Source organism: Brevundimonas sp. GW821-FHT10A07 (assembly GCF_059415785.1).
In genome coordinates this window covers 44,714-57,949 of the sequence record NZ_JBWKNX010000012.1, presented here as the reverse complement: position 1 = coordinate 57,949, position 13,236 = coordinate 44,714, and the positions used below count along the sequence as shown (strand labels likewise).

Annotated in this window: 15 protein-coding genes and 2 riboswitches; of the genes, 2 read left to right on the top strand and 13 right to left on the bottom strand. The window is 66.9% G+C overall.

Going from position 1 to position 13,236, the window contains the following annotated elements; genetic code table 11:
* Positions 1 to 11 precede the first annotated feature (11 nt).
* From gcvPA to gcvT, 4 genes are read right to left on the bottom strand one after another with little or no spacing between them, the layout of a single operon-like run.
* Complete coding sequence (gene gcvPA / locus AC07NC_RS11365) at positions 12 to 1,358, bottom strand: aminomethyl-transferring glycine dehydrogenase subunit GcvPA (protein ID WP_494569619.1); 1,347 nt, start codon at positions 1,356 to 1,358, stop codon at positions 12 to 14.
* Positions 1,358 to 1,870: a hypothetical protein gene (locus AC07NC_RS11360; protein ID WP_494569618.1), complete on the bottom strand. Its 513-nt coding sequence runs from the start codon at positions 1,868 to 1,870 to the stop codon at positions 1,358 to 1,360. The genes gcvPA and AC07NC_RS11360 overlap by 1 nt, the downstream gene beginning before the upstream one ends.
* Positions 1,871 to 1,876: 6 nt before the next feature.
* Entirely contained in the window at positions 1,877 to 2,242 is a 366-nt protein-coding gene (gene gcvH / locus AC07NC_RS11355; protein ID WP_494569617.1) for a glycine cleavage system protein GcvH, read from the bottom strand.
* A 10-nt stretch (positions 2,243 to 2,252) separates the two neighbouring features.
* Positions 2,253 to 3,368 (bottom strand): glycine cleavage system aminomethyltransferase GcvT, encoded by a 1,116-nt coding sequence (gene gcvT / locus AC07NC_RS11350; protein WP_494569616.1) that lies wholly within the window; start codon positions 3,366 to 3,368, stop codon positions 2,253 to 2,255.
* 55 nt (positions 3,369 to 3,423) lie between these two features.
* A riboswitch (glycine riboswitch) is annotated at positions 3,424 to 3,513 on the bottom strand.
* A 4-nt stretch (positions 3,514 to 3,517) separates the two neighbouring features.
* A riboswitch (glycine riboswitch) is annotated at positions 3,518 to 3,616 on the bottom strand.
* Between the two features lie 169 nt (positions 3,617 to 3,785).
* Here gcvT and AC07NC_RS11345 point away from each other — a divergent pair.
* Positions 3,786 to 4,757, top strand: a complete 972-nt coding sequence (locus tag AC07NC_RS11345; protein ID WP_494569615.1) for a class 1 fructose-bisphosphatase — start codon at positions 3,786 to 3,788, stop codon at positions 4,755 to 4,757.
* Positions 4,757 to 5,389, top strand: coding sequence for a bifunctional nicotinamidase/pyrazinamidase (gene pncA, locus AC07NC_RS11340; protein WP_494569614.1), 633 nt, complete (start codon positions 4,757 to 4,759; stop codon positions 5,387 to 5,389). Before AC07NC_RS11345 ends, pncA begins: the two co-directional genes overlap by 1 nt.
* Before the next feature lie 7 nt (positions 5,390 to 5,396).
* Here the strand turns inward: pncA and AC07NC_RS11335 are convergent, their stop codons facing one another.
* The 9 genes from AC07NC_RS11335 to lspA all read right to left on the bottom strand — a co-directional run bounded on the left by AC07NC_RS11335 (position 5,397) and on the right by lspA (position 13,227).
* On the bottom strand, positions 5,397 to 6,698 hold the full coding sequence (locus AC07NC_RS11335) for a Y-family DNA polymerase (RefSeq protein WP_494569613.1): 1,302 nt from the start codon (positions 6,696 to 6,698) through the stop codon (positions 5,397 to 5,399).
* Between the two features lie 115 nt (positions 6,699 to 6,813).
* Positions 6,814 to 7,839: an adenosine deaminase gene (locus AC07NC_RS11330; RefSeq protein ID WP_494569612.1), complete on the bottom strand. Its 1,026-nt coding sequence runs from the start codon at positions 7,837 to 7,839 to the stop codon at positions 6,814 to 6,816.
* On the bottom strand, positions 7,836 to 8,258 hold the full coding sequence (locus AC07NC_RS11325; protein ID WP_494569659.1) for a type II toxin-antitoxin system VapC family toxin: 423 nt from the start codon (positions 8,256 to 8,258) through the stop codon (positions 7,836 to 7,838). Before AC07NC_RS11325 ends, AC07NC_RS11330 begins: the two co-directional genes overlap by 4 nt.
* Before the next feature lie 5 nt (positions 8,259 to 8,263).
* The gene (locus AC07NC_RS11320; protein WP_494569611.1) at positions 8,264 to 8,503 is read right to left on the bottom strand and encodes a FitA-like ribbon-helix-helix domain-containing protein; all 240 of its coding nucleotides are present in this window, start codon (positions 8,501 to 8,503) and stop codon (positions 8,264 to 8,266) included.
* A gap of 48 nt (positions 8,504 to 8,551) precedes the next feature.
* A complete protein-coding gene (locus AC07NC_RS11315) occupies positions 8,552 to 9,352 on the bottom strand; it encodes a PIN domain-containing protein (protein ID WP_494569610.1) in 801 nt (266 codons plus the stop codon).
* A gap of 82 nt (positions 9,353 to 9,434) precedes the next feature.
* Positions 9,435 to 11,237 carry an arginine--tRNA ligase gene (argS, locus tag AC07NC_RS11310; RefSeq protein WP_494569609.1) on the bottom strand — a complete coding sequence of 601 codons (1,803 nt, stop codon included), beginning with the start codon at positions 11,235 to 11,237 and terminating at the stop codon, positions 9,435 to 9,437.
* On the bottom strand, positions 11,237 to 11,911 hold the full coding sequence (locus AC07NC_RS11305; protein WP_492070988.1) for a Tat pathway signal sequence domain protein: 675 nt from the start codon (positions 11,909 to 11,911) through the stop codon (positions 11,237 to 11,239). The genes argS and AC07NC_RS11305 overlap by 1 nt, the downstream gene beginning before the upstream one ends.
* Positions 11,912 to 11,979: 68 nt before the next feature.
* The gene (locus AC07NC_RS11300; RefSeq protein WP_008261403.1) at positions 11,980 to 12,546 is read right to left on the bottom strand and encodes a DUF3035 domain-containing protein; all 567 of its coding nucleotides are present in this window, start codon (positions 12,544 to 12,546) and stop codon (positions 11,980 to 11,982) included.
* Between the two features lie 174 nt (positions 12,547 to 12,720).
* Complete coding sequence (gene lspA, locus AC07NC_RS11295; protein WP_494569608.1) at positions 12,721 to 13,227, bottom strand: signal peptidase II; 507 nt, start codon at positions 13,225 to 13,227, stop codon at positions 12,721 to 12,723.
* Between the last annotated feature and the right edge of the window lie 9 nt (positions 13,228 to 13,236).

Sequence of the window (13,236 nt, the reverse complement as noted above, 5' to 3'; positions counted from 1 at the left end):
GTCGTTATCCCTTACGCGCCGAGGACTTTGGAGAGCGACTTGGCGAGGATCTGGATGTCGGCATCCAGCGTCGTCTCGGTCGCGGCGACCAGCAGGACGTCGTCCATGCCGGCTGCGGGGGCCAGGCGGCTGTAGGGCACGCCGGCCAGGATGTGGTGGCTGGCCAGGGCATCCACGACCTCGGCCGCGTTCTTGGGCAGGCGAACCGCGAACTCGTTGAAGAACCGGTCGGTGAGGATTTCGACGCCCGGAATGGCCGCCAGGGCGTCGCGGGTGGCGACGGCCTTCTCGTGGTTCAGCAGGGCCAGTTTGCGCAGGCCCGTCTCGCCCAGCAGGCTCATGTGAATGGTGAAGGCCAGGGTGCAGAGGCCGGAATTGGTGCAGATGTTCGACGTCGCCTTGTCGCGGCGGATATGCTGCTCCCGCGTCGACAGGGTCAGGACGAAGCCGCGCTCGCCGTCGGCGTCCACGGTCTCGCCGGTCAGGCGGCCGGGCATCTGGCGGATCAGCTTCTCGCGCGTGGCGAACAGGCCGACGTAGGGGCCGCCGAAGTTCAGGGCGTTGCCGATCGACTGGCCCTCGGCCGCGACGATGTCGGCGCCCATCTCGCCGGGCGACTTCAGCAGACCCATCGACACCGCCTCGGTGACCACGACGATCAGCAGGGCGCCGGCGGCGTGGGCGGCCTCGGCGATCTTGGTCACATCCGTCGCCGTGCCGAAGACGTTGGGGGTCTGAACCACGACGCAGGCCGTGTCGGGACCGATCTGGTCGATCACGGCGGCCTCGGCGTCGATGGCGGCGGCCAGGACCTGGGTCTCGACGCCGACGGCGTGGACCACGGTTTCGGTCGCCTTGACGTAGTGGGGGTGCACGCCGCCCGAGATCACCGCCTTGTTGCGGCGGGTCACGCGGGTCGCCATCAGCACGCCCTCGGCCATGGCGGTCGAGCCGTCATAGAGGCTGGCGTTGGCCACCGGCATGCCGGTCAGGTTCGCGACCTGGGTCTGGAATTCGTACAGGTACTGCAGGGTGCCCTGGGCGATTTCCGGCTGATAGGGGGTGTAGCTGGTCAGGAACTCGGACCGCTGGATCACATGATCCACCGTCGCCGGGACATGGTGCTTGTAGGCCCCTGCGCCGCAGAAGAAGGGCACGGCGCCGGCCGTGGCGTTCTTGGCCGCCATGGCGGACAGGGCGCGTTCGACCTCCATTTCGCCGGCCACGCGGGGCAGGTCCACCGGCCCGTCCAGTCGCGCCGCCTCGGGCACGTCCACGAACAGGTCGTCGATCGATTTCGCGCCGATGGCGGCGAGCATCGCCGTGCGGTCGTCGGGCGTCAGGGGGAGGTAGCGCATCAGACGGATTTTCCGAAGAGGAGGTCAAATAGTCTTGAGAGTAGAGAAGGGGGCCGTTCAGTCCTGCGAGCCGGCAATATGCTACGCGGAGCCGCAACCTCTTGCTGCGCGGCATTAGGCGAGAGTTCAGCCAGTACAGCATGAAGCTGTTCCGGGCCTTCCAGCGTGTCGGGACCTATGACATTCATGTCCGCAGCCCGCACTTCGCCCACGCTGGAATGGGTGCGAAGCGCGACGGGATCGAAGACATCGGCTATGATGAAGGCGCTCGTCCGGTCCGCTATGCGGTAGAGGGCCTCGGCCACGGCATTGGTGAGGATCGGATACTCGGCCAGCATGCCGTCGTTCAGGTCCTCGCCGAACAGGTAAAGGGCCGCGCCGTCCGTAAGGCGCAGTTCTGCTTCCATGCCCGTCCATTCCGCACCCGCCTCGGCGAGCGCCGCCTGCACCAGCTGGCCTAGACCGGGCTGGGACGGCGTCGTCGTCGAGTTGCGGAAGAAGACGGTGAACACTAGCGCTTACAGGCTGGCGAGGAAGGCGTCGTAAGCGGCCTGGTCCATCAAGGCGTCCAGCTCCGAGGCGTCGGACACCTTGATCTTGGCGAACCAGCCGTCGGCTTGCGGGGCCGAGTTGACGGTTTCCGGAGCGGTCGACAGGGCGTCATTGGCCTCGACCACTTCGCCCGAGACGGGGGCGTAGACGTCGGAGGCGGCCTTGACGCTCTCGACCACGGCGAAGCTGGCGCCCTTGGCGACGGTCTTGCCGACCTCAGGCGTTTCCACGAACACCACGTCGCCCAGGGCGTCGGCGGCGTGCTTCGAGATGCCCACGGTGGCGATGTCGCCGTCCAGGCTGACCCACTCGTGATCCTTGGTGAACTTCATGATCTGATCCTCAGACGGTCTTCGGTTTGCGGTAATAGCGTTGCGCCACGAAGGGCATGGCGACGACTTCGGCGGCGGCGGACTTGCCGCGCACGACGACCTTCAACTCCGTACCCAGCGCGGCATACGCCGGCGGCACGAAGCCCATGGCGATGTTCTTGCCCAGCGTAGGGGAGGGGCCGCCCGAGGTGACCTTGCCGATGACGTTCCCGTCAGCGTCGGCGATCTCGGCGCCTTCACGGGCCGGGGCGCCTTCCTTGACGATCAGGCCGATGCGGACTCGCGAAGGACCGTCGGCCAGTTCCTTCAGGATGCGGTCGGCGCCGCTGAAGTCCGCGCGCTCCTTGCGCGACTTGGACAGGGCGAAGGTCAGCGCGCCTTCGACCGGGCTGGTGGTCGGGTCGATGTCATGGCCGTGCAGCGGCAGGCCGGCTTCCAGCCGCAGGCTGTCGCGAGCGCCCAGGCCGATCGGCTTGACGCGGGCGTCTTCCAGAATCGTGTTCCAGACGCGCTCGGCCTGGTCCGCCGGCACCGAAATCTCATAGCCGTCCTCGCCGGTGTAACCCGAGCGCGAGACATAGCAGTCGACGCCGAACAGCATCAGCCGGGCGCATTCCATGAAGCCCATCTCGGCCAGGAGCGGCTCGTACGCCGACATGACTTCGGCGGCTTCCGGTCCCTGGATGGCGATCAGGGCGCGGTCCAGCACCGTCAGTTTGGCGTCGCCTTGAAGATTCGCCTCCCAGAAGGCGAAGTCCTCGTCCTTGTTGCCGGCGTTGACGACGACGAACAGGCCGTCATGGTCGGGACGGCCGGCCATCAGATCGTCGATGATCCCGCCGTCCTTGTTCAGCAGCAGCGAATATTTCTGCTTGCCGGCCTTCAGGATTTCATAGTCGCCGGGCACGAACCGCTCGAACTGGGCGGTCGCGTCCTCGCCGGTGATCTTGCACTGGCCCATGTGCGACACGTCGAACAGGCCGGCGTGTTCGCGGGTCCAGCGGTGCTCGGCCAGGACACCCTCATACTGGACCGGCATGTCATAGCCGCCGAAGCCCACCATCCGGGCCCCCAGGGCGCGGTGCGCGGCGTTCAGGGGCGTGGTCTTCAGGGCTTGGTCGGTCATGGTTCAGGCTTTCACGGTCGCGTTTGGTGGCGGAGCTCCGCCGTCTTCGCGCCCCCGCTGTCCTGAAGCCTGAGAGATTCCGGCGGTCAGACCGCCTTGCTCCGTCGGCGCGCCCTGATCCCGAGAAGGGGGCGACTTTCCAGCGTCCGTATGCTGTCGCGGTCCGTTTGCCTGAGCGTTTCCGGGGCGGTTGCGCCTTCGGCGTCGGGGGCCGGCCTGCCGGTCCCGAACTCTCCCGCGAGAGCATCCGACCTAAGCCACCGACTCCGGGCCCAAGTCAAGCGTCGGCGGCTTTCGGAGGCCGTCCGGCGGCGTCATTGTCGCCGTTCGCATCGCCTGTTGTTGCGTCGCCCTTGCCCTTACGCCGTAGGCCCGCCAAGAACGGTGCGACGCTTCCCGCCGCTTCGGACAGACCGCATGACCGCCGACCGCACCCGCCTCGACGCCCATATCGCCGCCCTGGACGCGCCCGAGGGTCTGAAGACGGTCCTGACCGTCGTCGCCGCCACCTGTGTTCAAATCAGCAAGGTCGTCGCCGGCGGCGCCCTGGCCGGCGCCCTGGGCGCCTCGGGCCAGATCAATGTCCAGGACGAGGAGCAGAAGAAGCTCGACGTCATGACCAACGACTTGCTGACCGACGCCCTTCTGGCCAGCCCCGCCGTCGCCGGCGTCGCCTCGGAGGAGATGGACGAGGTCCAGCCGGCGGCCCATTCCACCGGCCAATATCTGGTCCTGTTCGACCCGCTGGACGGCTCGTCCAATATCGACATCAACGCCATGGTCGGCACCATCGTCTCGGTGCTGAAGTCCACCACGCCGACGCCGACCGAGGCCGACTTCATGCAGCCGGGCCGCAACCAGGTCGCGGCCCTCTATGCCCTGTACGGTCCCCAGACCATGCTGGTCCTGACCACGGGTGCGGGCGTGAAGGGCTTCACCCTGTCGAACGACGGCGACTGGATTCTCACCCACGACGACATCGCCATATCGCCGGACACCAAGGAGTTCGCCATCAACATGTCGAACCTGCGCCACTGGTCCCAGCCGGTGCAGACCTACATCGGCGACCTGCTGAAGGGCGACGAAGGCCCGCGCGGCAAGAATTTCAACATGCGCTGGGTCGCGGCCATGGTCGCCGACGTCCACCGCATCCTGATGCGCGGCGGCGTCTTCCTGTATCCGTGGGACAGCCGCGAGCCGACCAAGCCCGGCAAGCTGCGCCTTATGTACGAGGGCAATCCCATGGCCTTCCTGGTCGAACAGGCCGGAGGAAAGGCGACGACGGACGGGGTTCAACCCATCCTCGACATCCAGCCCGAGCATCTGCACCAGCGCATCCCGGTCGCCTTGGGCTCGGCCAACGAGATCAACGCCTATGCGGGCGTGTGATGCTTATCCGCCCTACCGACGCCCTCCTGGTCATCGACCCGCAGAACGACTTCTGCGAGGGCGGCGCTCTGGCGGTCGCGGGCGGGGCGGGAATCATGCCGTTGATCAACCAACTGGCCGAACGGTTCACCCGCGTGATCCTGACCCAGGACTGGCACACGCCGGACCAGATCAGCTTCGCCTCCAACCACCCCGGCGCCGCCCCCTTCACCGAGATTGAGGTCGCCTACGGCCGCCAGATGCTGTGGCCGGACCACTGTCTCCAGGGCTCGCCCGGCGCCGACTTCCATCCCGACGTCGCGCCCACGGTGAAAAAGGCCCTGGCCGTAATCCGCAAGGGCTACAATCCGGCGGTCGATTCCTATTCCGGCTTCTTCGAGAACGACCATCGCACCCCGACGGGCTTGGCCGGCCTGTTGCGCGACCTGGGCGTGACGCGTGTCTTCCTGGCGGGCCTGGCCTTCGACTACTGCGTCCGCTTCACCGCCGAAGATGCGGTCCGCGAAGGCTTCGAGGCCGTGGTCATCTCCGACGCCAGCCGCGCGATCGCGCCTGAGACGGCGGCGGCGGCGCGGGACAGTTTCCGGGCGCTGGGGGTGTCGGACATTGAGGCTGCGGCCCTGCTGGGTTGATCTCAGCTCACTCCCAGAAATCCTCCGCCTCCGGAATGCGGGTGAAAGCGATCTTGGCGCCAATGAATTCGGGCAGGCCCGCCTTGGGACCGATGCTGACGGTGTCCTTGCCATAGCGGCGATTGAGGGCGTCCAGCGCCTGGGACAGGCGCAGGGACGGGGCCTCGCCGCCCTGATCCGGCCCGGTATCGAACAGGTCCGTCTCGAAGGCGTCACGGGATTTCAGCCCGTGAACCCCGACACCCACATAGCTCAGCCGTCCGGCCTCCAACTCAGGCTCGACCTTGCGCCACAGGCCATCCAGCGCGGTCAGCAGGGCGAAGGTGTCCTGCGTCGGCGCGACGGGGCAACTCATAGCCGCCGTCTCCCAGCCTCGCCGGTCGCTTCTGGGCGTCGCCTTCGGTCCCATGTCCAGATGCAGGGTCAGGCTCGCCCCCGTCAGGCCCATTCGCCGCAGCCGCGCCCCGCATTTGACCACCAGCCGCCGCGCCACGGCGCGCGCCTTGTCCGGGGTCCGCATGGCCTGGGCCAGGACGTGGCTGTGGCTGATGGAGGCCGGGGGCTTCTCCGGCGTCGGCTCGCTGTCCAGGCCATGCAGGCCACGCCAGATGCGTTCGCCCTCGATACTGTTCCAGACCGCGCGCGCCTGCCGGGCGCTCATGGTCCACAGGCCTGCGGTGTCCGCGACGCCCGCCGCCTCCAGCCGCAGTCGCATCCGCGGGCCTATGCCGGGATATTTCGACAGCGGCAGGTCCAGCAGCGGGCCGGGCAGTTCGTTCGCTCTCAGGATGGTCAACCCGGCCGGCTTCTTCATGCCGCAGGCGGTCTTGGCCAGGAACCGCGACGGGGCCAGCCCGATGGACGAGCGCAGACAGTCGCCGACATTCTCCAGGATGCCGGCCTGAATCCGTCGAGCCAGGGCGACGGCGTTCGCCTCCTGCCGTTCGGGGCCGAGCAGTTCGCACGAACATTCGTCGATGGAGCCGACCTTCCACACAGGCACGTGGCGGTCGATCTCGGCCATGATCTTCTTGTGGACCGCGACATAGAGGTCCGGCCGCGCCTCGGCGACGATCAGGCCGGGGCACAGTTTGCGCGCCTCTGACACCCGCATCCCCGTGTGGACGCCCCAGGCCTTGCTTTCATAGCTGGCGGCGATGGCCCCGGTGTATTCGCTCATCGCTGGCCGGACGATGACAGGTCTGCCCTGCCAGTCCGGGTTCATCTGCTGCTCGACGCTGGCGAAGAAAGCGTTCAGATCGACGAACAGCCAGCGTAGGCCCGCGCTGTCTTCGTTCGCCTGTTCCATAAACGGAACATATCAGGAACATTTAGCGTCGGGAAGATAAAGTGATGTTTGGCGCACTCTTTGATCCGTCATCCTCGGCACAAGGCCGAGGATGACGGGTGGGGATGGGATGGCGTCAGACCGCCGCGTAGGCATCCACCTCAGCCAGGAACGCCGCCTTTTCAGTCTCGCCCAGGAACGACCCCTCGAAACTGTTCCGCGCCAACAGCGTCACCTGATCCTTCGTCAGCCCCACCGCCGCCGCCAGCCGGCTGTAGTTGTCGTTCACATACCCGCCGAAATAGGACGGGTCGTCCGAGTTCAGGGTGACGTGCAGGCCCCGGCGCAGCATCTCGGGCACGGGGTGATCCTTCAGGTCGTTGACCACGCACAGTTTCAGGTTCGACAGGGGGCAGACGGTCAGGGTCATCTGCTCGCGCGCCAGCCGCTCCACCAGGGCCTCGTCCTCCATCGAGCGATTGCCGTGGTCCATCCGGTCGATGTGCAGAAGGTCCAGCGCCTCGTGCACATAGGCCGGCGGGCCTTCCTCGCCGGCGTGGGCGCACAGTTTCAGGCCCAGCTCACGCGCGGCGGCGAAGACTCGCTGGAACTTGGACGGCGGATGGCCGACCTCCGACGAATCCAGCCCCACCCCGATGAAATGATGCAGATAAGGCTTGGCCGCCTCCAGGGTCGCGAACGCCTCTTCCTCGGTCAGGTGGCGTAAGAAGCTGAGGATCAGGCCCGAACTCACGCCCAGTTCCGCCTTGGCCCGGTCCATCCCCGCGATCAGCCCCTCGACCACCACGCCGAAGGCCACGCCCCGGTCGGTATGGGTCTGGGGGTCGAAGAAGATCTCGGCGTGGCGCACATTATCGGCGGCGGCCCGCTGGAAATAGGCGAAGGCCAGATCCTCGAAATCCTTGCGCGTCAGCAGCACGGCCGCCCCGGCGTAATAGATGTCCAGGAAGTCCTGCAGGTTCGAGAAATCATAGGCCGCCCGCACCGCCTCGACGCTGTCATAGGGGATGGACACCCCATTCCGCTGCGCCAGTTCGAACATCAGCTCCGGCTCCAGCGAGCCCTCGATATGCAGGTGCAACTCGGCTTTGGGCAGGCCGGCGATATAGGCGTCGAGGGTGGTGTCAGCTTGTACGTTCATAGGCCGTTCTCTCGTGCATAGTCGTCCAGACCCATGATCTGGATGGTCGTCGCGCCAGACGCCCGCGTCTTGGCGATGAGCTTCTTGTCCGCCGTCAGAAGGGGCGCGCCCAACTGTTCGGCGTGGGCGATGTAGAAGCAGTCATAAGCCGGATGGTCCAGAGCGATCGCCAATTCCACCGCCCGTTCGATCAGCCTGCGACCGGGCTCTACATCCAGGTTCATGGTTTCGATCAGCGCCACCGCCTGCATCGCCTGTTCGCGAGTGATGTCGCCCATCCGACAGCGCTTCCAGATGATGTTGGCGCATTCCGACAGAATCAGATCGGGCGCCGACCAGGGCTGAGCGCGCAGGGCGGCGACGGCGATGGGGCTGTCGGGCTCGTATAGCGCGACCTTGATCGCCACGCTCGCGTCCACGACGATCAACGAGAATCCCGATCTTCGCGGATCAAGACTTCAGAAGGCGTGCTCAGCCTGCCCTTGGTCGCGTCCCGCAGAGCGGCGGCGCGACGGTCCCAATCCGCGTCGATGCGAGGCGTCAAAGCCTTGCGGAGAATCTCGCGATGCTCCGCTTCGGCCGAGCGATTGTTTTCCTGGGCGCGCTTCTTCAGGGCGATGGCGATGTCATCGTCGATGTTTCGGACGTGGAGGCTGACAGGCATGTTCGCGTTCCTTGTGCTAGCATATATAGCATGAGGAGTTTGCGACGACTAGGCGTTCGACACCACCAGCCGCAGATGTCCAGCCTTGGTCTTCCCTGCGTCGTCGGTCGGCGGCGGATCGGGCGGCGGGGGCAGGCTGGGACGGGCGCTCCAGGCCTCGGGCCGTTCGATCCAGCCCCTGGCCGTCTTCAGCCGGTCGGGCAGCATCGACTGGGCCAGCAGATTAGAGCCGATGCCCACCAGTTCGTCGGTCCAGTTGGCGATCTGGCGGTTGTGAAGCCGGCCGGGCGGGGCGACGCTGACGATCCGCTTGTCCGGATAGGCTTCGCGCACAAACCGCACGGTGGCCGCATGGTCCCCGTCGGTGGTCAGCAGATAAACGCTGTCGACCCGGTTCGCCGCCACATCGTCCGCCACCGCCAGGGCCAGGTTGACGTCGCTCTGTTTCTCCGTCGCCGAACTCCAGCCGTGGCCACAGGCGCGGCAATGTTCGCCGTGGACGACGAAATGGCCCATCAGGCAGCGCACACGCCGGGCTCTCAGCGCCGTCTCATAGCGGAACTGCGCCTCCATCCGCGCCCGGGCCTGGGGCTTGTGCGCGCTGACCCAGACCACGCCGGTCAGCCGCTCCATCGGATCGATCAGCCCCCGTCCCAGGGCCTGCAGATCCAGCCACAGCCATTCGCGCCGCTTCTGGTCCAGCAGGGCATGGAACAGGTTATAGCCGTCGACATAGAGGACGGCGCGGCGTTTCAGGAACGGCGGCGTGAAATCGCCGGGACCGAAGCCGCGAATGGCCCCATCGGCCATGCGAATGCGCCCGTGATGCTGACCGTAGGGTTTCCCCATCCGTCGTCCGCCCCCTGTCCCCCGTAAAGGTTAATCAGAGGAGCGCAGCGGAGTCCGCGTCTTTCAGGTCACAGAACGGCGGTCACATCCGTTCGGGCGTCTCGATCCCCAACAGGGTCAGGGCCGTCTCGAGCTGACGCAGGGCCGCGGCCGACAGGGCCAAGCGCGAAGCCCGCGTCGCCTCGTCCGGCGCGACCAGCACCGGGCAGGCGGCGTAGAATTTCGAGAAGGACTGGGCCACCCGATAGGCGTGCTCGGCCACCAGATGCGGCATCCGCTTGTCATAGGCGTCCGACACGGCGGTCGAGAAGGCGTCCAGCGTCAGGGCCAGATCGCGTTCCGCCTGTTCGGCGATGACGATGGCGCCGGGCGTCGCGCCCTGTTCGGCGGCCTTGCGCAGCAGGGATTTGATCCGCACCGACTGGTACAGCAGATAGGGGCCCGTCTTGCCCTCGAAGCTCATGAACCGGTCCAGATCGAAGACGTAGCTGGTGGTGCGGGCGTTCGAAAGATCGGCGAACTTCAGGGCGGCGATGGCCACCTTGTGCGCGATGGCTTCGAATTCTTCCGGCGACAGGTCGTCGCCCAGCTTGGCTTCCTTCAGCCGCTCGCGCGCCTTGTCCGTCGCCTGGTCGATCAGGTCGCGCAGCTTCAGCACCCCGCCCGCGCGGGTCTTGAAGGGCTTGCCGTCCTGGCCGTTCATGGTGCCGAAGCCCAGATGCTCCAGCGCCCCTTCGGCGGCGTATCCGGCCAGATAGGCGGCGCGGAACACCTGTTCGAAATGCTCGGCCTGGCGTTCGTCGACCACATACAGGGCCAGGTCCGGCGCCAGGGCCTTCTTGCGGTCCAGGATCGTGGCCAGGTCGGTCGTGCCGTACATGGCCGAGCCCTCCGAGCTGATCACCAGCAGGGGCGGGGGCGAGGGGGCCTCGATCACTGAACCGTCGGCCAGCTTCTTCTTGCGGGTCTCGCCCGGCTTGGCGACATGCACCACCTGGGCGCCGTCGTCCTCGACCAGCAGGCCGGTCGCCTTCAGATGCGCCAGCATTTCCGGCATCAGGGGATCGGCGTCGCTCTCGCCGTTCCACAGGTCGAAATCGACCGACAGGTCGCCGTACTCGCGTTTCAGCGCCTCGCGGCTGACCGCCACGAAATGCTTCCAAAGCGCGCGATAGCCGGGACGCCCGTTCTGCAGCTCCGCCGTCGCCTTGCGGGCGCGGTCGCGGAAGGCCGGGTCTTCCTTGGCCTTGCCGGCCGCCAGCGGATACAGCCGGTCCAGATCGGCCAGGGTCACCGGACTGTCGGCCGGGAACGGGCCGTCGCCCTCGACGAGGAAGCCTTCCGCCAGGCCTTCATCGCCGCAGGCGACGATCAGCAGCCCCATCTGGAAGCCCCAGTCGCCGAAATGGGCGTCGCCGGTGACGTGGTCGCCTCTGAACCGGAACAACCGCTTCAGGCTCTCGCCGATGATGGCGCTGCGCAGATGGCCGACGTGCATCGGCTTGGCCACGTTCGGACCGCCGTAGTCGATCACCACCTTGCGCGGATCGGCCACTACGGCGGCGCCCGCATGCTCGGCGTCGGCGGCCACCTCTGCGGCGCGTTCGGCCAGCAGCGCATCGGCCAGCTTCAGATTGATAAAGCCCGGTCCCGCCACCTCGACCGAGGCGAAATGAGGATCGGCGGTCAGGCGTTCGGCGATCCTGCTCGCCAGTTCGCGCGGATTGGCCTTCAACGCCTTGGCGGCCGCCAGGGCGCCGTTCGACTGGAAGTCGGCCAGGTCGGGGCGGTCGGACGGGGTGACGCGGGCCAGGGCCGCATCCACGCCTTCGGCGGCGAAGGCGGCGGCGACCGCTTCGCTGAGGACGGTCTTCAGATCAGCCATTATTGGTTCGGCGCAGAGGCTTGGGCCGGCACGCCGGCGTTGACGCGGAAGCGGCTGCCCGAGCGGTTGAACTCGGCCATTTCCGGCGTGACGTCGAAGCCGATCAGGACTTCGAAATTGCCGCCGCTGGTGTCGATGCCCGCGCGGGGGATCACGATGGTCCGCTGTTCATGGACCGAGGCGGTGCGTTGGCCGTCGAAATCCACCGGCAGGTCGAAATATTCCTTGGCCAGGATGGCGTTGTTGCGTTCGGTCACGGCGACCCAGTAGCGATAGGTCTTCTGGTCACCCGCCGCCTTTTCGCCACGGCCCAGCTCGAACAGGATGTCCATATCCAGGCGGATCGGATCGGCCTCGCGGTATTCGCAGTCGGCGGACACGCCTTCGATCTCGCCGGTGTAGCCGACGTTGGAGACGGCCGCGCGGCCGCCTTCCAGCTCGACGTAGCGGGCGGCGTCGTACAGCACCTTCACGAAGGGGCAGGGGCCGGCGTTGGGCCGGCGGCGCAGGGGCGCGATGCGCGGCGCTCGGCTGGGAGCGTTTTCAGCACCATCGGCCTGCTGGCCGCTGGAACTGCGATCACGCTGGCGCTGCGAGGTCTGCGCCTCGGCGGCGACGGGCAGGACAGCGGCCGCAATGGAGACGGCGGCCAGGGCGGAGAGCACGCGACGCATCAGTTATCTTCCGACAGCGAGAGGACCAACGCCGTGGCAGGCGTCCTTAGAAAAGAGGCGAAGAGGTCTTAGAGACCGGGCAGCTTGAAGCCGCCGCTGCGACGCGGGGTGATGGTGATGGCCTGTTGGCCGCCGGTCAGGGCCTGAAGACGCGCGGCCTCGGTCGTGGCGTCGATCGTCGTCTGACCTTCCGAGGTCTGGCGAACGGTCGGCGCCTGGGTCGATGCGTCATCCTTGCGCCAGAACATCAGGCGGTTGGCGAAGCTTTCGTCCTTATGTGCGATGTCGCCGAACTCGTCGTCGACGACGTAACGGGCCAGGGGATCGGCCTGGTCGGCGCCGGCCTGGGCGACCAGGACCTGCTCGCCCGGGGTGCGGGTGACGGCCTGGCGCTGACCCAGCAGAATCTGACGGGCGGCGCTTTCAGGCGCGAGTTCCTGCGGACGCGGCTGGCCGGGCGCGGGCGGGCGAAGGCCGTACTCGGGCGGGACGCTGAGCGGGGCGGTGGAGACGGTCACGAACTCGTCCGGCACGACCTTGGTCAGGCCAATGCCTTGCTTGAGGCTGCCGCAGGCCGACACGGCGAGCGCGGCGGAGGCGGCGAGGGTCAGTACGGCGACGCTGCGGATACGCATGGATTCAGGCTCTGATCGGCTGATGCTCGAAACGCCTCTACGGGCGTTGTTGGCATAGTGAAGACGGGGTGATTACGACTTTTCGGGGGCCGCGCCAACCTTCGAGCCTGATCCGCTGCGCCGGCGATCTCGCCGAGGCCGTGAAACGGGCTTTGGATCAGTCGAAAGCCGGTTTCAGGCCTTGGCGGCCTTGTCGGACAGGAAGCTGTCCAGAATCAGCAGAATGACGCCGATGGTGATGGCGCTGTCGGCGATGTTGAACACCCAGGGGAAGACCCCCGTGCCGGAGAAGTCGATGAAATCGACCACATAGCCGAAGCGGACCCGGTCAATGACATTGCCCAGGGCCCCGCCCATGACGAAACCGATGGCGGTGATGAGCAGGCGGCGATTCGACTGGGTCGCCCACCAGGCCAAGCCGGCCGAGACGATGACCGAGAAGATGGTCAGCCCCCAGCGCGCCTCGCCCCCGCCGAACAGGCCGAAGCTGACGCCGGTGTTCTGAACAAAGGTGAAGCGCAGGATCGGCGGCAGCACCTCGGCGAAGACATAGCCGGGCGGGATCTGGCTGATCGATGCGACGTCGGGCAGGCCCAGAATCCAGGCCTTGGTCCACTGGTCCAGCACGATGATCAGAAGGGCGAAGCCATAGGCGGCCAGGGCGATGCGAGGGATATTCATGGGGCGGCG